The sequence below is a fragment of the Bulleidia extructa W1219 genome, from assembly GCF_000177375.1.
GTDB lineage: Bacteria > Bacillota_I > Bacilli_A > Erysipelotrichales > Erysipelotrichaceae > Bulleidia > Bulleidia extructa.
Window position 1 is genome coordinate 34,117 of sequence record NZ_ADFR01000002.1, and the last position, 19,015, is coordinate 53,131.

At 36.2% G+C, this 19,015-nt stretch carries 19 protein-coding genes and 2 tRNA genes; 3 read left to right on the forward strand and 18 right to left on the reverse strand.

Annotated features, from left to right (window positions below):
- Positions 1-48 precede the first annotated feature (48 nt).
- Positions 49-186 (forward strand): hypothetical protein, encoded by a 138-nt coding sequence (locus HMPREF9013_RS07415; protein ID WP_006626426.1) that lies wholly within the window; start codon positions 49-51, stop codon positions 184-186.
- A 134-nt stretch (positions 187-320) separates the two neighbouring features.
- Here HMPREF9013_RS07415 and HMPREF9013_RS07420 read toward each other — a convergent pair whose 3' ends face one another.
- The 10 genes from HMPREF9013_RS07420 to parE are packed head-to-tail and all read right to left on the reverse strand — an operon-like array spanning position 321 to position 9,535.
- Positions 321-497 carry a hypothetical protein gene (locus HMPREF9013_RS07420; protein WP_006626427.1) on the reverse strand — a complete coding sequence of 59 codons (177 nt, stop codon included), beginning with the start codon at positions 495-497 and terminating at the stop codon, positions 321-323.
- Between the two features lie 48 nt (positions 498-545).
- Complete coding sequence (locus tag HMPREF9013_RS00595) at positions 546-1,439, reverse strand: DegV family protein (RefSeq protein ID WP_006626428.1); 894 nt, start codon at positions 1,437-1,439, stop codon at positions 546-548.
- Positions 1,440-1,497: 58 nt separating this feature from the next.
- Positions 1,498-2,139 carry an endonuclease III gene (gene nth / locus HMPREF9013_RS00600; protein WP_006626429.1) on the reverse strand — a complete coding sequence of 214 codons (642 nt, stop codon included), beginning with the start codon at positions 2,137-2,139 and terminating at the stop codon, positions 1,498-1,500.
- On the reverse strand, positions 2,136-2,666 hold the full coding sequence (locus tag HMPREF9013_RS00605) for a DnaD domain protein (protein ID WP_006626430.1): 531 nt from the start codon (positions 2,664-2,666) through the stop codon (positions 2,136-2,138). The genes nth and HMPREF9013_RS00605 overlap by 4 nt, the downstream gene beginning before the upstream one ends.
- Positions 2,667-2,680: 14 nt before the next feature.
- Positions 2,681-3,025 carry a ribosome silencing factor gene (gene rsfS, locus HMPREF9013_RS00610; protein WP_040333200.1) on the reverse strand — a complete coding sequence of 115 codons (345 nt, stop codon included), beginning with the start codon at positions 3,023-3,025 and terminating at the stop codon, positions 2,681-2,683.
- On the reverse strand, positions 2,958-3,794 hold the full coding sequence (gene yqeK, locus HMPREF9013_RS00615; protein WP_006626432.1) for a bis(5'-nucleosyl)-tetraphosphatase (symmetrical) YqeK: 837 nt from the start codon (positions 3,792-3,794) through the stop codon (positions 2,958-2,960). The genes rsfS and yqeK overlap by 68 nt, the downstream gene beginning before the upstream one ends.
- The gene (locus tag HMPREF9013_RS00620; RefSeq protein WP_006626433.1) at positions 3,791-4,084 is read right to left on the reverse strand and encodes a YhbY family RNA-binding protein; all 294 of its coding nucleotides are present in this window, start codon (positions 4,082-4,084) and stop codon (positions 3,791-3,793) included. The genes yqeK and HMPREF9013_RS00620 overlap by 4 nt, the downstream gene beginning before the upstream one ends.
- A complete protein-coding gene (locus HMPREF9013_RS00625; RefSeq protein ID WP_006626434.1) occupies positions 4,081-5,127 on the reverse strand; it encodes a GTPase in 1,047 nt (348 codons plus the stop codon). Before HMPREF9013_RS00625 ends, HMPREF9013_RS00620 begins: the two co-directional genes overlap by 4 nt.
- Entirely contained in the window at positions 5,124-7,616 is a 2,493-nt protein-coding gene (gene parC, locus HMPREF9013_RS00630) for a DNA topoisomerase IV subunit A (RefSeq protein WP_006626435.1), read from the reverse strand. The genes HMPREF9013_RS00625 and parC overlap by 4 nt, the downstream gene beginning before the upstream one ends.
- The gene (gene parE / locus HMPREF9013_RS00635; protein ID WP_006626436.1) at positions 7,613-9,535 is read right to left on the reverse strand and encodes a DNA topoisomerase IV subunit B; all 1,923 of its coding nucleotides are present in this window, start codon (positions 9,533-9,535) and stop codon (positions 7,613-7,615) included. Before parE ends, parC begins: the two co-directional genes overlap by 4 nt.
- Before the next feature lie 99 nt (positions 9,536-9,634).
- Between parE and plsY the strand changes: the two genes are divergently transcribed.
- Positions 9,635-10,240 (forward strand): glycerol-3-phosphate 1-O-acyltransferase PlsY, encoded by a 606-nt coding sequence (gene plsY / locus HMPREF9013_RS00640; protein ID WP_006626437.1) that lies wholly within the window; start codon positions 9,635-9,637, stop codon positions 10,238-10,240.
- A gap of 34 nt (positions 10,241-10,274) precedes the next feature.
- Here plsY and HMPREF9013_RS00645 read toward each other — a convergent pair whose 3' ends face one another.
- The 5 genes from HMPREF9013_RS00645 to HMPREF9013_RS00665 all read right to left on the reverse strand — a co-directional run bounded on the left by HMPREF9013_RS00645 (position 10,275) and on the right by HMPREF9013_RS00665 (position 16,325).
- On the reverse strand, positions 10,275-10,997 hold the full coding sequence (locus tag HMPREF9013_RS00645; protein ID WP_006626438.1) for a response regulator transcription factor: 723 nt from the start codon (positions 10,995-10,997) through the stop codon (positions 10,275-10,277).
- A 2-nt stretch (positions 10,998-10,999) separates the two neighbouring features.
- On the reverse strand, positions 11,000-12,607 hold the full coding sequence (locus tag HMPREF9013_RS00650; RefSeq protein WP_006626439.1) for a sensor histidine kinase: 1,608 nt from the start codon (positions 12,605-12,607) through the stop codon (positions 11,000-11,002).
- A 68-nt stretch (positions 12,608-12,675) separates the two neighbouring features.
- Entirely contained in the window at positions 12,676-14,445 is a 1,770-nt protein-coding gene (locus HMPREF9013_RS00655) for a flavocytochrome c (protein WP_006626440.1), read from the reverse strand.
- A gap of 125 nt (positions 14,446-14,570) precedes the next feature.
- The gene (locus HMPREF9013_RS00660) at positions 14,571-14,996 is read right to left on the reverse strand and encodes a flavodoxin family protein (protein ID WP_006626441.1); all 426 of its coding nucleotides are present in this window, start codon (positions 14,994-14,996) and stop codon (positions 14,571-14,573) included.
- Between the two features lie 60 nt (positions 14,997-15,056).
- Positions 15,057-16,325, reverse strand: coding sequence for an ArsB/NhaD family transporter (locus HMPREF9013_RS00665; RefSeq protein WP_006626442.1), 1,269 nt, complete (start codon positions 16,323-16,325; stop codon positions 15,057-15,059).
- A 51-nt stretch (positions 16,326-16,376) separates the two neighbouring features.
- On the opposite strand from HMPREF9013_RS00665, the gene HMPREF9013_RS00670 reads away from it, so the two are divergent.
- Complete coding sequence (locus HMPREF9013_RS00670) at positions 16,377-17,396, forward strand: polyamine aminopropyltransferase (RefSeq protein WP_006626443.1); 1,020 nt, start codon at positions 16,377-16,379, stop codon at positions 17,394-17,396.
- On the opposite strand, the gene mgtE is transcribed toward HMPREF9013_RS00670, so the two are convergent.
- The 3 genes from mgtE to HMPREF9013_RS00685 form a co-directional block, all read right to left on the reverse strand.
- On the reverse strand, positions 17,379-18,734 hold the full coding sequence (gene mgtE / locus HMPREF9013_RS00675) for a magnesium transporter (protein ID WP_006626444.1): 1,356 nt from the start codon (positions 18,732-18,734) through the stop codon (positions 17,379-17,381). The genes HMPREF9013_RS00670 and mgtE overlap by 18 nt on opposite strands.
- Positions 18,735-18,823: 89 nt before the next feature.
- A tRNA-Leu gene (locus tag HMPREF9013_RS00680) sits at positions 18,824-18,906 on the reverse strand.
- Between the two features lie 5 nt (positions 18,907-18,911).
- Positions 18,912-18,982, reverse strand: a tRNA-Cys gene (locus HMPREF9013_RS00685).
- Positions 18,983-19,015 lie beyond the last annotated feature (33 nt).

A 19,015-nucleotide genomic window follows, 5' to 3' on the forward strand; every position in this document is an offset into this window, starting at 1 on the left:
CGAACGTTTTATAAGTCAAACCTATACATAATAGAAAGGAGCATTAAGATGTTTTTAGTGCGTTATCAAGAAACACAAATTCAAAGTGTTGTGACCGAATACACAGATCAATATGGTCTACAAACACTTCAACAAAAAGAAAAAGATGGTACCATTACCATCCTAGATAACTGTAAAATTCGATAGGCCTCAACCTATCTCAGATCGTTGACCAAGGAATTTTCTAAATAAACTTGATCATTCGGTCTTTTTTAATACTCATTTTTATGGGTATCTATTACTTTTTTATCAATTTCTCATCATTTAGAAAGAGAAAATTCTTAGAATTCATAGCCACCTTCTATTAGAAATTTATCATAAGCCTCTTTCACTTCCTGATCAACGTCTGCTGATAACCCTTTAATTTCTCCTTCTCGTTGGTATTGAACCACATATTTCAAAAACCATTTAGCTTGTTCCAAATGGCTATATTCTTTCCAATTTTTCGGCAATTTCATGATTTCCCTCAATTCTGATATCGCTTTAATGAATTTTTATCAACGCATCTAATTATTGAATTCCGATTCGATCTCTCGACGATCTCGACCCATAAAGAAAAAAGCTACCGTTCCTGGTCCTGTGTGTGAACCGACCGTTGTTCCTATATCAAAATGATGAATCTTGACACCCGGATAGGCTTCTTCCAAAAGATTCGCTAAGATTTTGGCATCTTCCAAACAATCTGAATTAGAAATAAAAATAGTCTTTTGATCGGCATCGCCATACTTTTGAACCATTTCCAAGGAAGTCGTCATGGTTTTCTTCTTGCCACGAATCTTCTTGCGAACTTTCAGCTTGCCATCGGCACCAACACTCATTAACGGTTCAATGTGTAACATATTTCCCAATGTTCCCGCCGTTTTAGAAATACGACCTCCACGAATAAAATACGTTAAATCTCCTGAGAAGAACCATAACTCCACTAAATAACGAGTCTTTAAAGCATACTCATTTAACTCTTCAATAGAACAACCGGAATCTCGCTGATTAGCCATTTGTTCCACCAACAAACCAATACCACTAGAAGCACATAAACTATCCACAATAAAAATCTTGCGATCCGAAAACTCTTCCCGTAAAGATTCGGCCACCATACAAGCCCCATTATACGTACCTGATAAGCCTGAGGATAAACAAACATGGATCACATCCAGCCCTTTTTCTAAAAAAGAACGGAAATAAGCATCATATTCTCCATTTGGAATTTGTGAAGTACGGGTCATTTCCCCTTGACGCATAGCCTCATAGAAATCATGAATGGTTAATGATTCTCCAAAGTCATCTACATATTCCTTATTGCCTAAACTATAGTGGAAAGGAATGCTGGCTATCTTCCGACTTTCTAAATATTCCCTACTCACATCCGCTGTTGTTTCTGTGCTTAATACATAGTTCTCCATCTTCTTACCTCCATTGTTCATTATTCTAACTTGTTTAATATAAAAATAAAAATATTTTCTAAACGGTTAGATTCTTATTTTTCTCATGGCAATGTTCCACAAAAGGGCATCGATAACACTGTGGTTTTCTCGCTTGACATAAATAACGACCGAAGAAAATCATTTGATGGTGGGCTTTTGTCCACCTTTCTTTTGGTAATTTTTTCTTTAATTTTCGTTCAATGACTTCTACAGAATCTTTTTGGTATACCAACCCCAAACGCTTAGCAATGCGAGAAACATGCGTATCCACTGCTAATGATGGTAGATGAAAACACTCTCCTTGAATCACATTCGCACATTTTCTCCCCACACCGGGTAAAGAAGTCAAATCTTCCATGGAAGAAGGAATCTCTCCATGAAATCGATCCACCACCCCTTTCGCAAAACCGATAATATTGGCTGCTTTAGCTCGATATAAACCTAAACGAGCAATATAAGATTCCACCTCACGTGCCTTCGCATTCGCTAACGATTCTAAATTTGGATAAGCTTCAAATAAAGCAGGAGTCACCTGATTCACCGATACATCTGTACTTTGTGCCGAAAGAATCACCGCTATCGAAAGTTCATAGGTATTTCTTGCATTTAATTCACCTTTCGCATCGGGAAATAGTTTTTCCAATTCTTCCACAATGTTTAAAGCCGACAAATTTTTCATCGTTGATCCTCTAAAATTTCTTTTAGTTTGACCGAATCCGCATAAGCTGAAAGAATGCACGTTTCAATATAAGGGAAAGAAACCTTTTCATTGATTAAAGCTTCTCTTAAAGCCCAAAGAATTACTTTCACATCATATTTTTTTTGCCAGTCAGAAAGCTTTTGAAGTTCTGTTGAAGATAAAGGACGATTGAAATTTTGATCGAAGATTGAAAATAAATCACTCTTAATTTCCACCTCTTGTCGATCATGCAAGAAAAGACCTTTCAAATCAAAGACCGGTCCTGTTTTAGAACTACGAATTTCCAAATATCCTTTTTCCAACAAAGAACTCAATTGTTTTTCCACTTCACTTTCACTTTCACCGAGTTTTTGGCTCAACTGACTTAAACTGATCAATTGACTATGTTCATTAAAAAAATCCAACACCAAAATCAATAAAATTTCTTTTTCACTCAATTGGAACTCCTCCAGATGACTCAATATCCAATCTCGATGATGAAAATAAGGTTGTTCATACCACTCCATAGTTGATCCCCCTTCTACTTCGTCAGCATTTCTTCAATTTGATATTGCGGTTGGTCAGCCCAAAGAGCTTCAAGACGATACTGATTGCGACTTTCCGCTAAGAAAAAATGAACCATAAAATCTTGAGCGTCCAATAACAACCAAGAACTGCCCCTTTCACCTTCCTGATGATATGGCTGCCTCAATCGATCTAACTCCTTTTCACAATCATTTAACAGTGACGATAGATGTCTTAAATTCTTTGCCGTTACAATCACAAAATAATCCGTATACGAACAAACTTCTCGCATATCAATGACTCGAATTTGCTCTGCCAGTTTGGTTTCTAAAAGAGTTAAAATTGCTTTTAATGTGTCCATCCTCATTCCTTTCTAAAAAAATTTTTTGCTTATATAAAACCAGTTGTACCGCTTTTTTTAAATCTTTTTTAGCTAGCTGTTCTTCCTCATCAGCATTGTATCCTCGCAAAGGTTCAATTTTATCAGCAATAAATAAAATATAATCATAGGCGGTTCTTCCTTGTTTACCCAAAGCATGTCTTTGAATGGCTTTTAAAATATCTCGATCCCAAATTCCTAGATTTTCTTTTACCCACTTAGCACCTAAATAGCCATGAATTGCCCAAGATGGCACATGAATATCAGGATAATAATACGCCATCTTTTCTTCTTGATGTTCCTCATCCTTACAAATATCATGCCATAAGCCCATCCAATAGGCTTTCTTTTCATCCAGATGATGACAATGAGCCAACTCGGCACAAACTTTCGCTACAGAAAAGGAATGAGCCACTCTCTTCGGCTTTAAATGAGCTTCCAATATTTCTTTTGCAAACGCATTTTGATTCCATAAACTTCGTCTAACACAAGTTGGTACTAAATAAAATTTTCCTTGTTGAATCTTCTCTTCTTGTTGGCATGAATACCATATTGGATTCCTAACCGTTTCTACCACTTTGATTCTTTTGACCTTTCGGAAAACCATTTTCAATAAGTTCAAGCGATATTCAAATGGCAGTTTCCCCTCTTTCAAGCACGATAAAGCCAATTGTTCCTTTTTAGCCATTTTACGAAGCTTTTGAGCGTCCTTTAGAGAAATAGGATCAAAACTTCCAATAACTTCTTTCATCGAGGCAACACAATTCTAGGTGTCTTCATGGCTTTATACAACACCACTTGACGACCAATGATCTGAACCACTTCTGATTTTGTATAATGAGCTATCTCTAAAGCCAATTCTTTTACATCCACTTCTAATCCCTTTAACACATGAATCTTGATTAATTCACGCGTATGGAATGCATTCTGAATCAATTCAATAAAAGTATCGGATAAACCATCTTTCCCACATTGAAATTTTGCTTTTTCTGTTTGGGCTAAAGAACGTAAATACGCTTTCTGTTTCGGAGTTAATATCATAAAATTGCCTTTCTAGTGTACACTTCAATCCCCTTGGGTAAATAAAGTTTAATTTCTTGAAAATGACCAGACAAACAAATCCAACCAAGACCAGGTAAAACAATATCCACCTTATCTTTTCCTTTTTCAACGTTTCTTTCTTCGCTTAAATCCTTTGTTAAACAAGGCTTCAAATCCTTCCCTTTTTGTCGCCGATATAAATCATTGGCTTGCTCTAGCTTAGTACGATGAATCTTCAATTGATCATGAAAGTAAAAAGTAGCCGAAGCTCTTTCAGTTGGTGTTAAATCCATACGGAATAAAGCACCAATAAAATAACTTTGAGGACTATATAACTGATAATTACGAGCCACTAAAGTCTTATTAGGAAGCACCTTTTTCAAATCCGATTCAGACACTTCCATAACATAAGAAGCACGAATTTCCATTCCTGGTGTATCAATAAAAGTATAGCCATCTTTTCTTAACTTAGAAAAAGATAAAGTTGTACCCGGATAGCAAGAAGCGGTTAAAGTATCCATTTCCAGTAATTGATTTAACAAAGAACTTTTACCGGCATTCGCTAAACCCATAAAAATAAAGTTTGTGCCCAAAGGATATTGATATAAATAATTAATTAGCTCTTCATTCCCTAAGTTTAACTTAACAGAGTGAAAAAATACTTGTTGAATTGGAAGCTTTTTAGATCGAATCTTTTTCACCACCATTTTCACTATCTTTTCCTCTTCAATTTCAGCCGGTAAAATATCTCGTTTGGTTAATACTAATAAAATTTCACGACCGCTGAATTCTTGGAGAAAGGGTTGTTCCAAACTTTCTTCTATCGCAAAACAATCCATAACCAAGACCAAAACACCCTCTTGATTCTGAATTCCTTGAAGAACCAATCTAGGATCTATTCCAAAGCGTTTGGAATAGACAGGATCATCATAATGTCTTAAGCGAAAGCATCGTTGGCAATACAAAGCCTCTTTTTTAGGACTATACCCTACCTCGTCAGCAGCATCATATTGAAGTTCAACCCCGCAACCTACACACTTCATTCATTCACCTCAAATAAGCCCAATTGTTCAAAAGAAACCGGTTTTTCTTGTTCTAATGGTTCATCTTCAATCAAGGCTTCTTGAATCCCTAATTTTAGATAATGATCTTTATCTAAAGATAAAGTACTAAAACCCATCTCTTTTTCTTTAAATGGAATATCGGTAGTGGATAGAATTTGTCTGAATTCTCCACCGAACTCTAAGTTTTGGCCAGTTTTCACGGCTAACACGTATTGAAGACGAGAAGGATTAGATTTATTCTTCTTACAAATCCTCTCTCCCATATTCTTAGCTCGACCACTCAATCGCAAATCTTCCAAATGAATTCTCTTAGCTTGTAAGGTATCCGTCAAGAATAAAAGATTGTCAGAAGAATAAACACTTGTCGCAAAGGCAACTTCATCTTCAAAAGCTACTTTCATTGCTTGTACCCCTTTTGAAGCTTTTACTTCTGGGATTTGATCTTGTGACATCCGCAAAGCATATCCATCCTTTGTGACCACCAGCACTTCTTGTGATTGATAGGTCATAAAAGCAGCACAAACTTCATCTTTTTCTTCCAAGTTAATGGCTTTAAATAAACGAGAGGTTCGTTCCACCTTCCAATCACTTAATTTTGTTTTCTTGATTTTATTTCCCTTTGTGACCAAGGTAATCCAAGCATAAGAATCAAAATTTTTAACCACGATAGCAGAGATCACCTTTTCTTCCGAATCAACCCGAACCAATTTATTCAAATGGCTACCAATCTCTTTCCACTTTTCATCATCTATTTGCCAAACCGGTACCATCGCATAGTTTCCCTTAGAAGTAAACAATAACAACGTATCTAACGTATTCACTTCCCGTTGGCCAATCAATTGGTCACCGGTTTTTAATCCCGTTTCTTGATCGCGAACCGCATTAAAAGAGCGCAAAGATACTCTCTTCAAATACCCATCTTTCGATACTGTGATCATAACCTGTTCACTTGGAATCATCGCTTCCTTACTGATATTAATTTCGTCAATTTTCGCTTCAATTTTTGTCCGACGAGCATCCCCATAATTTTCTTTCACTTGACGCAATTCTTGAACCATTAAATGACGTAAAACCGATTCATTTTCCAAAATGGATTTTGTTTCTTCAATTTGGTTGACCAACTGAGCAAATTCATTTCGCAAAGACACAATATCAGTATTACTTAACCGATACAGCCGCAAAGTCACGATCGCTTCCGCTTGCACTTCATCAAAGCCAAAGTTTTCTATTAAACGAAACTTGGCATCCGCTTTATCTTTAGAGGCTCGGATGATAGCTATTACTTCATCTAAAACCGAAACAGCCTTAATCAAACCCTCAATGATATGTACTCTGGCTTCCATTTTATTTAATTCAAAACGTGATCTTCGTAAAACCACTTCTTTACGGAAATCAATGAAAGCATCCAAAAGTCCTAACAAGCCCACTTGAACCGGTCTTTCTCGCATAATAGCCACATTGTTATAGTTGTAATACACTTGCAGATCCGTATTTTTAAAGAAATACTGCAAAATTAAATTCGCATCCACATCCTTACGGACATCTATCACAATACGCAATCCATTTCGATCCGATTCATCTCGTACATCTATTAAACCATCTACTTCTCTGGAAATTCGAATTTCATCCATCTTTTTTACCAAATTTCCTTTGACCACCTCATAAGGAATTTCAGTAATCACAATCTGTTGAAGATTTTTTTCCTGAATAATTTCTGTTTTTGCACGCACCACAATACGTCCTTTACCTGTAGTAAAGGCTTCTCGAATACCCTCTTCTCCCTGTACAATGCCACCAGTTGGAAAATCCGGCCCTGGAAGAATATCCATCACATCATTTAAAGAACACTCCGCATTCTGAATACGATAAATCGTGGCATCTATCACTTCATTGATATTATGAGGTGGCATATTGGTGGCATATCCTGCCGCAATACCGGTCGCCCCATTAACTAACATCACAGGAAATGATACCGGTAATACCGTTGGTTCTATATCCGTATCATCAAAATTCGGGCTCATTTCAACCGTATCTTTATCCAAATCTTCTTCCATGACTTGTGTCACTTTGGCTAAACGAGCTTCCGTATAACGCATTGCGGCAGCCGGGTCATCATCAATAGACCCATTATTCCCATGCATGTCAATAAAAGGCATACGAACCTTCCAATCTTGTGACATACGAACCATCGCATCATAGACAGAAGAATCCCCATGTGGATGATAATTACCGATCACCAATCCAACTGTTTTCGCTGACTTACGATAAGGTTTATCATGTGTATTCCCATCGTTATACATAGCGTATAAAATTCTTCTTTGAACCGGTTTCAACCCATCCCTTACATCCGGCAAGGCTCTTTCTTGAATGATGTATTTCGCATAACGACCAAAACCGGCACCCATAATGTCTTCCAAACGCTGATTCAAATATCGAGTATGATCCACCCATTCTTTTTTCTTGGTCATGACATCTCTCCCTTAAAGCTATCTTCCAATGTAAATTGAATGTTCTCTTCAATCCAATGACGACGGGATTCCGGTTTATTCCCCATCAACATGGAAACTCTTTTTTCAGCTATCAATAAATCATCAATATTGACTTGTATCAACGTTCGATGATCCGGATCCATCGTAGTCTCCCATAATTGAGTCGCATTCATTTCTCCTAGACCTTTGTATCGTTGAATTTCCACTTTCCCAAGTTTTGCTTTTAATTCTTCTAATTCTTCATCACTATAACAATATTGCACTTCTTTTCCTTTGCTGACTTTATACAAAGGCGGTAAAGCAATATAAACCATGCCTTGTTCCACAAGAGGACGCATATATCGGAAAAAGAAAGTTAATAACAGAATTTGAATGTGGGATCCATCATCATCCGCATCGGTCATAATAATGACCTTACCATAATTAACATCATCAATGATGAATTCTTTTCCTACCCCGGCACCCAAAGTATAAATCAAGGTATTTAATTCTTCATTTTTTTCAATTTCTGTCATGGATACATGTTCTGTATTTAAAACCTTACCACGCAAAGGAAGAATGGCTTGATAATGAGAATCTCTTCCCTGTTTAGCTGAACCGCCCGCTGAATCTCCTTCCACTAAAAAGAGTTCTTTGATCTTTGAATTCTTCGTCTGAGCTGGAGCCAATTTACCGGATAAAACCTTTTCTCCTTTTCCTAAATTCTTTCCTTTTCGAACATTTTCTTTCGCTTTACGAGCCGCTTCACGAGCTTGTTGCGCTCGTTGCATCTTCTTAATTAAATCATCAGCCTCATTTCGATGTTCTTCTAACCAGAAGCTTAATTTCTCCAACACCACATTCTCAACCGCTGTCTTAGCTAATGGCGTTGTTAGTTTACTTTTCACCTGCGCTTGAAACTCTAAATAATCTTCCGGAACACGAACGGAAATAATCGTGGTCAACCCTTCCCGAACATCTAAACCATCCAAATTCTTATCTTTAGCCTTTAATAAACCATATTTACGAGCATATTCATTCATCGCTTTGGTGAAAGCTCCTTTAAATCCGACTTCATGGCTTCCTCCATCACCTGTGTGAACAAGATTGGCATAACTATAGGTATTTTCTTGATAATCATCGGTATATTGAAAAATACAAGCTACTTCAACCCCTTGATATTCACCTTCAAATTTAACCGGTTCCATTATCACATGACGATCTTCATGTAAGTATTCTAAGAAAGCCACTAATCCATTTTCATAATGAAAAACTTCTTTCGCTTCTTTACCTTCTCGCTTATCTTCCACCACCATGGAAATACCCGACAACAAGAAGGCCTCTTCTCTGGCTCTTTCAGCCACTTGTTCAAAATGGAAATGAGTCACATGAAAAATAGCCGGATCCGGTTTAAAGCGAACGATGGTTCCCGTCTTGGTGGTTTTTCCCAGTTTTTCCAATTTAGAAGCCTCTTTCCCACCATTTTTAAAAGACATTCGGACATGTTCCCCATCATGAAAAGATTCAACAACCAGCCATTCACTTAACGCATTCACCACTGAAGCACCAACCCCATGTAAACCACCTGCGGTCTTATAGCCACCTTGACTAGTAAACTTACCACCAGCATGAAGAATGGTAAAAATAACTTGGATGGTCGGCATCCCCGAAACATGTCTTCCGGTAGGTATACCGCGACCATGGTCTTCCACCGTCAAAGATCCATCTTTTTCCAATGTAATTTTAATTTCCTTACCAAAACCATTGAGAGCCTCGTCAATCGCATTATCAACAATTTCCCAAATTAAGTGATGCAAGCCATGAGAATCAGCCGCTCCAATATACATTCCCGGTCTTTTTCGAACCGCCTCTAAACCTTCTAAAATTTGAATACTATCGTCATTATACTTATTCGCCATTTGATCTCCTAATAGTCTTTTCATTATACTAATTTTCACGCTTTTTTTGAAGAGATGGCAGCCTTGGTATATACTAAAATCATTCATAGGAGTTTTATTATGTTAAACAGTATTTTCGCTTGCATCATAGCGTATTTATTCGGATCAATCCCTTGGGCTTTAGTCATTGGAAAAGTTTTCTACCACACGGATATCCGGACAAAGGGATCCGGAAATCTAGGGGGAACCAATGCAGGTCGTGTCTTAGGAAAAAAAGTCGGTATTAGTGTCATTGTCTTAGATGCTCTGAAAACGATTCCGGCTATGCTGATTAGTTATTATCTAGCACCAAAGGCACTTATCTTTGCAGGATTGGCCTGTTGTTTAGGACATTGTTTTCCTATTTTTGCCCAATTCAAAGGAGGGAAAGCTGTTGCGACCAGCTTTGGTTTCTTATTAGGTATTTGTTTATTCCATCGAGGAGAATATGTCGGTCTATTTGCTATACCATTATCAGTATTGTTAATAACTCTTTATTTATCTAAGATGGTCTCTCTAGCTTCTTTGGTTGCTTTATTCTCAGCTTGTATCATGAGTCTTTTCTTAAAAGAACCAATTTCAATCCAAATGTCTTTGTTTGTTCTTTGGCTATTCGTTACTTATCGACATAAAACGAATATTGAACGCATTCGAAATAAAACTGAAGCTAAGATTACTTGGTTATAAACAAAGTCTCTATCAGATAGTCTGACAGAGACTTTTATTCTCTCCAATTTCTTAAACTATATTGCTTAGGAGATATTCCAACCACCTTTTTAAAAACTTGTGAAAAATAATATTGGTTGCTAAAACCGCAAATTTCTGCAATTTCATACAATTTATAATTAGCCTCATTATTATCAATTAAATATTTAGCATGTTGAATACGAATATCCGTTACTAGATCCACAAATGTTTTTCCCAATTCTTTTTTAATGAGCTTAGTAATATATCCATCACTTAATTGAAGAAGCTTCGCTACATCTTTAAGGGAATAGTCTTCATTCCCCATATTTTCTTGAATGTCTTCAAGTATTTTTTTAATCATAAGAGAATAATGATGTTTTGGATATTTTCTGACCTGTCTTATTGCCTCTTGAATCACCGAAATAAATTCAGTCGCATCCACCGGTTTTAATAGATATCGAAATACTCCCAATTCAACCGCTTGTTGGGCAAAACGAAAATCATCATATCCCGACACAATAATCAAAATCACTTTTTGATTTTGTTGACGAATTTCACGAATTAAATCAATTCCATTCTTAAATGGCATATTAATATCAATTAATGCTATGTCAATATCCCTTTCACTAAATAGCTGTAGAGCTTCCTTTCCGTTAGCCGCTCTATACACTTCCACAAAGGGTAATCCTTCTTTCACAATTCTCTTGACAAAATTTCGTCTAATGATTTCTTCATCATCTGCAATTAATATATTCATCTTTATCTCCCCGGTTGAATCATCCGACTAATAAAACGATGATCTTCCACTCTTAAACAAACCCCATACTCATTTCCATATTGATGTTTAATCCGTTCATTCACATTAAATAAACCATAGCCCTGTTGACCATCCGGTGTGCAACCACTCTCTAAAATCCGGTTAATATTTTTAATGTGTGTTAAATCTATGTCTTCAAAAGTATTTTCCACCTCTATTACAATATCTTCTTTTTCTTGATACACACGAATCATAATCGGTTCTTTTTTTTGCAATAATTTAACGCCATGATAAATAGCATTCTCGACCAATGGCTGCAAAGTAAATTTCAAAAATGGTCTTTCCAACTCTACATGTTGTATCTCAAAACTATATTGCAGAACATCTTGATACCTTAATTTTTGAATATTTAAATAACTTTGAACATGATTCATTTCTTCTTGCAAGCTAATAATTTGCCTGTCGTTACTTAAACTAATTCTAAAAAAGACAGCTAAATCCTGAATAGCCTTTTCCACATCTTCATCCTCATGATCAAAAGCCATGGCTTGAATGGTTTCTAATGTATTATATAGGAAATGCGGTTTGATTTGAGCATACATAGCTTTATTGTTTGCATCATTACGCTCCATTTCTTTTTCTTTTACTTGTTGTAATAAAAGATAAATTTCTTCAATCATTTGGTTATAATTTCGATTTAAATTATTGAATTCCAATATAGCTGTCTCTTCCTTGTTTTTCTCTAAGATACCGTTTTTCGTTTTAGCCATAGCTATCTCTAAACTTTGAATCGGCTTAACAAGACAATGAGCCACATGATGAGTTACCATCCTAGTCACTAATAATAAAATAACAGTTGCCAAAATGATAAAAATAACAGTCAAAAGAATCGTATTCATGTAATAACTCCGTGGAATATCCAGCACATAAGTTAAATTCAAATAAGAATACAACCTCTTTTCAATATGAATACCCGTACGATGAAATCGGTCATTGCCTAACACCGTTTCATTTTTATTATTTTTCAAATATGCATGAAAATTCCCGGCCACATTTGCCATCAGATTTTCAATATATTCCGTTTTCAAAGCCCCACTAATATACCCTTTTACTTGATGTTTTTCATCATATATTTTAGCCAAGATCAAAATGAGTTTATTTTTATTTGATTTAGATTCAATCACATCAGAAATCACCACATCTTTTCTGCCGGATTTTAATTCCGCAAAATAAGGGCGATCCTCTACATTAAAATTCGAATGATCTGTCACATACTTTCGTCCGTCAAGAGTAATAAAACCCAAAGAGTCATATTGAATATTAGATTTATTTTTAAATTCTTCCAATTTGGCAAGTAAATGTTTATAGTTTTGACCAGATATTTCTTCCTTTTGAAATTGTGTAGCATATAAACGAATCAACTCACTATTAAATTGAAACCACAAATTAATATTGCCTACTTGAGTATTCACATGATTATTCACCAATTGCTGCATATTAGGCAAAATATATCGATAAATAGTGAATACCGAAATCGAAGAAATGCAAAGAATTGATGCAATCAATAACAAAACGACACGATGAACAATGACGTTATATAATCTTTTCATACATTTATTTTAAAGTTTATCATCAAAAAACTGAAGTACAACCACATACTTCAGTTCAAATAACCCTTCTATTTAGCCGCATTTTCTCCGGCAATACGTCCAAATACAACGATGTCAGTAATCGCATTACCTCCTAAACGATTCGTTCCATGAATGCCGCCAGTCACTTCCCCAGCCGCAAATAGGTGTTGAATCACTTTACCTTGTTCATTTAATACTTGTGTTTTAGAATTGATCGCTACGCCACCCATTGTATGATGTGTTGCAGGAGCTACTTTTTGAATGTAGAAAGGACCTTTCGTAATAGAACGAAGCTTACCGCCGCGCTTTTGTTCCGGATCGCTTCCCATAGCCACGTACTTATTGTAAGTTTCCAGTGTTTTCTTTAACGTAGAGACATCAATTTTTGTTTTTTCAGCTAATTCTTCAATACTGTTAGCTTCAAATAATAACCCCGACTTCTTCAAATTTTCAAATTCATTCTTATGAATTTGTGTCATATGCCCATTACTTTCAACTTCCTGACCCCACAATAAATAAGCATATTGACCAGGTTGAGCTAAAATAGCATTCGAAATCACATCACGACGACCCATATCATTCACAAATCGTTTTCCCTTTTGATTAACTAAAATTCCCCCATCAAAACGTGAATTGGCAACATAAGAAATGATCCCTGTTTGTGGGTTACAAGTTGGATAAACTTGAATTTGTTTCATATCCACTAAAGCAGCTCCAATGTCTTTAGCCATCTTAATTCCATCACCAGAACTTGTAGAAATACAAGTTGTTTTATATTTTTCATCATAAGTTGAATTGTATTTCTTTCGCATTTCAATATTGGATCCAAAACCGCCACTGGCCAAGACAACTGCTTTCTTAGCTATAAATTTAACTTCTTTTCCGGCATTTTCACCCATCACTCCGGTCACGACCCCTTTATCATCCACCATCAATTTCTTAGCACTGGTGTTTTTAAAAATATCAACCCCTTTATCAATGGCTAATTTTTCAAGTTTAGAAATCATCTCATAACCGGAATTACCATTCGGAATGGCAGCACGTGGAACAGAATGGCCACCAAACTGTTGCACACGATCTTGAATAAAGTTCATCTTTACATCCTTCACCAACCATTGATACGCCTCAAGAGCTCGTGAAGCTAAAGTATTCACTAATTCCGGTTTCCCTAAATGATCGCCACCTTTTAATGTGTCCTTTTGATATAGATCAGCCGAATCTGAAATACCTTTCTTTTTCTGTAAATCCGTCCCCGGTACGTTAATTCCACCGCCAGATACCAACGTATTACCGCCAACTTGACTTGTTTTTTCTAAAACTAAAACTTTAGCCCCTTTCTCCCTTGCTTGAATGGCAGCTGTCAATCCTGCTCCTCCAGCTCCAACAATCACCACATCATATTGATATTCTTTTTCACTCAAGACTTGGTTAATGCTTTCCTTTGGCATCGATTCCATAGCTTCTTTCGTTAAACCTGCCTCTTTTAAAGCATCCTTTAAAGCCCTTAATGTAGCCGCTGAGCTAATCGTCGCTCCGGTAGCTGTATCCACATTTAAAGTTTGTTTTTCAATCACCTTATTCTTTATTTTTTCAATAGCAAGACTTCCGATCCCTTTCGTTTCAACGTTCTTAGAAACATCAATATCTTTGATCTTACCCTCAGCAATGGTAACCTTCACTTCTAATGGCCCATTATGACCAGTTGTGTTAGCTGTGTAGGTTCCATCTTTTAAACTTGTTTTCTTTTGTGCGCATCCCGCTACGCCCAAAGCTAACACAAAAGCCAGTGTTAAATGAAAGACACTCTTTTTCAACATAATTTCTCCTCCCATGTTTACTACCTTTGATTCAATTATAAAAAATACAATGTTTCAGGTATTTATAATATCTTGATAAAATTTATAAATTTCCACAAAAAAACCTAAATCCTCAAGACTTAGGTTTAATCTAACTTTTCACTTAGTACTTTCGCAAAACGCATGGCATCACTGACATCTTCTAATGTTGGACAATCCGGATGAAAATATAAAAAACGATCATGACAATAAAAGTGACGTGTAACTACTTCAATATGTTGCTTCTCCAGTAATTCCTTCAACTCAGAATAAGCCCTTTCCATAAAAGCGGAAGTGGAAAAAATAACCACTTTCTTAACTTGCTCAGGACGAAGCGTTTTCACAAACTCTTTGACACTAGGATCTAATCCAAACCAATAAACAGAAGCTCCTAGGAATAAAATATCGGCTTTCGAAACAGGGTGTGTCACATCCAAAGCCTCTACATGAATTTGTTTTGCCATCGCTTCAGCTAATTTTTTAATACTTCCTGTTTTACTAAAATAACGAATCGCCAAGTTTTTTTGATTCATGCTTATTTCCTCTTACCCTGTCTATTATAAACTCCCTTTTCATTTTAGGAAGAACTATTTTTAAATTCCCCAAATAAACCAAGTGAATAAACCACCACCAATAACAGCTACTAAAGTAAACGGAACTCCTATTTTCATAAAGTCTTTTGTACTCACTTCAAATCCCGCTCGATTTAAAATACCCATACCCGTAATGTTCGCTGATGCTCCAACAGGCGTTAAATTTCCCCCTAAAGTAGCTCCAATCAACAAACCAAAATAAAGAACTGTTGGATCAATACCCATATTCATAGCAATTCCACGAACCACCGGCAACATCGTTGCTACGTAGGGAATATTATCTACAAAAGCTGAAATTGCCACTGAAACAGTCAAAATCAAGACATACATCAAAAGAGCCGAACGCCCACCGACTTTTACAAAAAAATCTGCTATCGCTGCGATCACCCCGGCCTCCGTAATACCTTGAACCACAATAAACAAGCCAATCAATAACCATAAAGTCTTTAAATCAACCGCCTTAATGATAGACATGACATTTTCTTTCTTCTTACGAATCAAAACTTCATACAATAAACCTATAAAGGCAAACGCCAAACAAATATAGCCATTTGTTAATTCCGGTTTATGTTCAAATTGGGAGGCAAAAATCAAAGAACCAATGACCGCTAATAGTAAAATGGTAGGAATAAAATTGGTCACTTTTGTTGCCACTTGAGCTGAAATCTTTTTACTTTCTTTTCGAAACAGTATCAATAAAACAGGAATGGTTAATAAAGCACCAATTTCTGTCGCAAAAGCAATGGATGGTTTTCCTTGATAAATGAAAAAATCATTAAAACTCATATGGGCATAACCACCTAATAGAATAGAAGTTGTATCTCCTACTAAAGTGGCTGCTCCTTGCAAATTTGAAGAAACTGAAATAGAAATAATAATCGGTACCGGATTGATATGCAATTTTTTAGAAACAGATAAACCAATTGGAGCCAGCATTAATAATGTCGCCACATTATCCACAAAAGCACTGACAACACCCGAAAACAAACTCAAAACAATGACTGCCCACTTCACATTCGGAGTGATTTGAAGAAGCTTTTCTGCTATCAACATCGGCATTTGTGACTGAATAAATAATTCCACCACCATCATCGTACCGGCCAACATTAAAATAACATTCCAATTGATTGCTCCAAACACATGACCTATCGGCAAAATTCCCAATAAAACAAATAATGACGATGCTCCTAAAGCAATGTAAGGACGATAGTTTGGTAAAGATAAAAGTAAAACATACATGATGATGAAAATTCCTAAAGCTAGTACCATAAAAATCCCTCAATATTTTATTACTTTAACACTTCCAGTATAATATTAGCAATGAATATTCTTCCATCCAAAAAATTAGACGCTTTTTTCAATCGTTGTCTTGACCATATCCAACAAGATCATAAAGCTGATTTTTTAGCGTATCATGTGACCAAAGCTAATGAAAGAAAAGTCCAAAAATTATTAAATGAAGCGAATTTTGCGGAATTCCAAGGTCCTAAGAAACAATGGCCATCTCTTTTTCTATCTACAAAAGAGTGGGAAAACAATTCTTATCATCAACAAGTCCATTTAGACTATGTCAAGGATGATCACTTTTCATTTAAGAAAGAAAAAACCGCCGGTTTTGAATTATTTAATAGTGATGAAATTCAAAAAGACCCTCATCGTGAATTAAATGATTGGATGAAATTAAGGGCGATGGATCAACATTTTGAAACCCTATATCTTTACCAAGATGATAAAGATTGGATGGTGGATGCACCAAGTGAGTACAACACCAATTATCACCCTTCCCAAAAAGCTCATGGAAAAGTGCTTACCTTTGGGTTAGGGATTGGATATTTCTTGTGGTTTGTTTTGGATAATCCAACCGTTGAAGAAGTAACGGTTATCGAAAAAAATGAAGCGGTTCTTTCCATGTTCCAGCGTTTTATTTATCCTCAATTTCCACAAAAGAAAAAAGTCCATTTCCTTCTAGGAAATGCTTTTGACTACTTCCAAGAAAGTTACTTAAAGAACTTTGATTATGTTTATACCGATATTTGGAAGTCTACCAACGATGGTCTATTCCTAATTGAAAAACTATTAGAACAAATGGATCTTCCCTTAGAAAAAGGTGATTTTTGGATCGAGGAAAGCTGTTATGAAATGATGTGGACACTTAGCTTTTGGTATTTCTATTCCCTATACACCGGGGATCCTTTTCAGGTGAACGAAAAATATCAAGGTCTCTATAAAAAAATCCAATTGTATTACAATCAGATCAACGAAACATTAGATGAAGAAAAAATTAAATTCTATATATATGACACACAAACCATTCGTCATATTTTACACCAACAACGGTAAAAATAATTTAGCTAGAGAAAGAAAAATAAAGAAACCCAAGACATCCGTAGCAGTCGTTAGAAAGATACTGGAAGCAACAGCCGGATCGGCTCCCAGTTTTTTTAATAGAACAGGAACCGCAAAACCAAAGATGCCGCCGACAATCAAATTACCAATCATTGCAATAAAAACAATCACTGCCAAATAGAAGTTATGATAGATGATCCATACCGCTATTCCCGTTACTAAACCATTCACTGCTCCATTGATGATCCCTAACAAAATTTCCTTATTAAAGGAATAAAAATGCTTTTTAAAATGGATCTCTTCTGTCGCAATAGCACGTACCATAATGGATTGAGTCTGACTTCCGGAGTTTCCTCCCATTCCCGTCACAATAGTCATAATAGAACTCAAAGCAACTACCTGTGCAATGGTACTTTCAAACATCTTAACAGTCATAGAAGCTAAAAAAGCGGTGGCTAAATTGATTAATAACCACGGTAATCGAAGACGTACAGATTCCCATAAAGTTGTATCCAGGCTTTCTTCCTTTGATACACCTCCTAATTCCAAAATATCTTCGTTATACTCTTGAATCATAACATCAATGACATCATCTACAGTAATAATACCCAGAATGACATTGTGTTTATTGACTACAGGAATCGCATTTAAATCGTATTTTGACACCAAGTGAGCCACTTCTTCTTGATCCATTTCAGGATGAACAGAAATCACGTTTTCTTTTGCAAAACTGGAAATTAAAGTTCCTTTAGGAGAAGTTAAAAAATGGCGTAAATCAGCCGTACCGATCAATTGGCCTCGTGCATTAACCACATAAATAGTTTCAATCACTTCGGTTTTTGGGGCAATTTCACGAATTTTATTTAGACCTTCCGATACTAATAAGTCACTTCTCAAAGCAATATATGCAGTGGTCATGATACCACCGGCTGAATCTTCCGGGTACTCTAATAAACGCGAGATAATATTACGATCACCCTTGCGCATCTTATTAATCAATAGCTTACGCTTCCCAATTGGCATTTCACCAATCAAGTCAACAATGTCATCTTTCTGCATGTAACTTAAAACATCAATCACGTCATCCATAGGAATATTATCAATGATACGCATGCCTAAATCTTCATTAGCTTGTTCCAAAATAAGAGCAATATCTTGTACGCTTAAAATAGAAAGAAGCTTCCAAATTTCTTCATCTTCTAACTCTTCTGCACATTGAGCAATGTCCACTGCATTGACTTCTCGAATATACTCCGAAAGTGAGGAGGCTTCAGAATGATCTATCATTTTTCTAAGTTGATTAACACTCATTTTTTCCATAAATTCATCCATCTTATCTACCTCCTTCATACCATCTTATTATATCAATCCAAACCTTTTTCGGCATTAAAAAAAGTCAGTTTTCATCCTGACTTTTTCAATGGGGAAGATGGGACTCGAACCCACACATTGTCTCCAATACAGGATTTTAAGTCCTGTGCGTCTACCATTCCGCCACTTCCCCATAAGAGGTTCCTGCCGGAGTCGGACCGGCGCTCGCTGAGTTGCAGTCAGCTGCCTTACCACTTGGCTAAGGAACCGTTACTTATTAAGTTGCTTTAATATAGTACCGA

Excerpts from the sequence above, each read along its gene's own strand:
- HMPREF9013_RS00660 (WP_006626441.1), bottom strand. The coding sequence starts at position 14,996 with ATGAATCAAAAAAACTTGGCGATTCGTTATTTTAGTAAAACAGGAAGT.
- plsY (WP_006626437.1), top strand. The coding sequence starts at position 9,635 with ATGTTAAACAGTATTTTCGCTTGCATCATAGCGTATTTATTCGGATCA.
- parE (WP_006626436.1), bottom strand. The coding sequence starts at position 9,535 with ATGGCGAATAAGTATAATGACGATAGTATTCAAATTTTAGAAGGTTTA.
- mgtE (WP_006626444.1), bottom strand. The coding sequence starts at position 18,734 with ATGGATGAATTTATGGAAAAAATGAGTGTTAATCAACTTAGAAAAATG.
- HMPREF9013_RS00650 (WP_006626439.1), bottom strand. The coding sequence starts at position 12,607 with ATGAAAAGATTATATAACGTCATTGTTCATCGTGTCGTTTTGTTATTG.
- HMPREF9013_RS00645 (WP_006626438.1), bottom strand. The coding sequence starts at position 10,997 with ATGAATATATTAATTGCAGATGATGAAGAAATCATTAGACGAAATTTT.
- HMPREF9013_RS00665 (WP_006626442.1), bottom strand. The coding sequence starts at position 16,325 with ATGGTACTAGCTTTAGGAATTTTCATCATCATGTATGTTTTACTTTTA.
- HMPREF9013_RS00620 (WP_006626433.1), bottom strand. The coding sequence starts at position 4,084 with ATGATATTAACTCCGAAACAGAAAGCGTATTTACGTTCTTTAGCCCAA.
- HMPREF9013_RS07420 (WP_006626427.1), bottom strand. The coding sequence starts at position 497 with ATGAAATTGCCGAAAAATTGGAAAGAATATAGCCATTTGGAACAAGCT.
- yqeK (WP_006626432.1), bottom strand. The coding sequence starts at position 3,794 with ATGAAAGAAGTTATTGGAAGTTTTGATCCTATTTCTCTAAAGGACGCT.
- HMPREF9013_RS07415 (WP_006626426.1), top strand. The coding sequence starts at position 49 with ATGTTTTTAGTGCGTTATCAAGAAACACAAATTCAAAGTGTTGTGACC.
- HMPREF9013_RS00595 (WP_006626428.1), bottom strand. The coding sequence starts at position 1,439 with ATGGAGAACTATGTATTAAGCACAGAAACAACAGCGGATGTGAGTAGG.
- nth (WP_006626429.1), bottom strand. The coding sequence starts at position 2,139 with ATGAAAAATTTGTCGGCTTTAAACATTGTGGAAGAATTGGAAAAACTA.
- HMPREF9013_RS00670 (WP_006626443.1), top strand. The coding sequence starts at position 16,377 with ATGAATATTCTTCCATCCAAAAAATTAGACGCTTTTTTCAATCGTTGT.
- HMPREF9013_RS00625 (WP_006626434.1), bottom strand. The coding sequence starts at position 5,127 with ATGAAGTGTGTAGGTTGCGGGGTTGAACTTCAATATGATGCTGCTGAC.
- rsfS (WP_040333200.1), bottom strand. The coding sequence starts at position 3,025 with ATGGACACATTAAAAGCAATTTTAACTCTTTTAGAAACCAAACTGGCA.
- HMPREF9013_RS00605 (WP_006626430.1), bottom strand. The coding sequence starts at position 2,666 with ATGGAGTGGTATGAACAACCTTATTTTCATCATCGAGATTGGATATTG.
- HMPREF9013_RS00655 (WP_006626440.1), bottom strand. The coding sequence starts at position 14,445 with ATGTTGAAAAAGAGTGTCTTTCATTTAACACTGGCTTTTGTGTTAGCT.
- parC (WP_006626435.1), bottom strand. The coding sequence starts at position 7,616 with ATGACCAAGAAAAAAGAATGGGTGGATCATACTCGATATTTGAATCAG.